General features: G+C 36.0%; 1 protein-coding gene. It reads left to right on the forward strand.

From position 1 onward, the window contains the following. The first annotated feature begins 344 nt into the window (after nucleotides 1-344). Nucleotides 345-1,175 (forward strand): ADP-ribosylglycohydrolase family protein, encoded by an 831-nt coding sequence (locus tag B2S90_RS01270; RefSeq protein WP_286696428.1) that lies wholly within the window; start codon nucleotides 345-347, stop codon nucleotides 1,173-1,175. Nucleotides 1,176-1,363: the final 188 nt, after the last annotated feature.

Here is a 1,363-nt window from a genome sequence, read left to right on the forward strand (position 1 = left end):
TTAAATATCATGCGTAAAAGTAGAGTTGTGGATGTAAACATCCTATACAGTAGAGGCGAAGTGGACACGCAATAAGAATAAGGATTGCCTAGCAATAGGTGGAAACTTAAATATCAATCTTCTTAAACGGATGCGTAAGCATCCTAGAAGCCTTGACTTCAAATACGGAGTATTAAGTCGAGGTAGTTCACAAACGTATTACAGAAATTACTCTGAGAAAAATAACCTAAATAAGAACTACCCTGACTTTCGCTTTGCTTAGAAGTCTAGGCTTCCTGCTTCAACCAACACCCTAAAGGTGGGGAAAATTCTTGCTTATGGTATGTTAAAAAGGAGATGATTGGATGTTAGGTGCAATTATTGGAGATATTGTTGGTTCTAGATTTGAATGGGAAAATTATAAAGGAAAAGACTTTGAACTATTTATAAAGGAATGTATGCCTACGGATGATAGTATTATGAGCCTTGCAATAGGAGCAGGATTACTTAAAAGTCAACCTGACTATGAAAATCTAGAAAAGAATACAATAGATTGCATGCAGTCACTAGGTAGACAATATCCTTATTGTGGTTATGGAGTTAACTTCTATTTTTGGATCTTTGGAGATGATCCAAAGCCTTATAATAGTTATGGTAATGGTGCCTCTATGAGAGTAAGTGCGGCAGGTACTGTGGCTTCTTCTTTGGAAGAAGCGTTAGCACTCTCAAAAAGAGTGACTGCTATCAGCCATAATCATCCTGAAGGTATCAAAGGAGCACAGGCAACAGCTGCCGCCATATATTTAGCTAAGACAGGTTCAACAAAAGAAGAAATTAAAGACTATATTAATCAGAATTTCTATAAGATAGATTTTACTCTTGATGAAATAAGAGATACTTATGAGTTTAATGAAATATGTCAACGAACAGTTCCTCAGGCATTAGAGGCTTTCTTTGAATCAATGGACTATGAGGATGCAATTAGAAATGCGATTTCTATTGGCGGAGATAGTGACACAATAGGGGCTATATGCGGTAGTATTGCGGAAGCGTATTATGGTATTCCTGTAAATATCAGAAATCAGGCTTTAAGCTATTTAGATGACACATTGACACTTTGTTTGAAACAATTTGAAGAAGCATATCCGCCTGTTATAATTAGTGGCGAAAAACCCATAGGCTTGCCTATGGGATGAAAGTCACATAATTTTTACTTGAGTTAAACATAAGGGTAAGTTTAATAAGAAAAAACGTTTTGGCAAGTCTATAAAGAATAGATGCCCTTCTGGGTTTTAAGCTGCTGTAGAAGAAAAATTCAAGGTACATATATAGAAGTGCCTGATGATTATAGAGCATCACAATATGACCATACAGCAGATGATTA

Source organism: Catenibacterium sp. UBA627 (genome assembly GCF_002299355.1).
Taxonomy (GTDB): domain Bacteria; phylum Bacillota_I; class Bacilli_A; order Erysipelotrichales; family Coprobacillaceae; genus Catenibacterium; species Catenibacterium mitsuoka.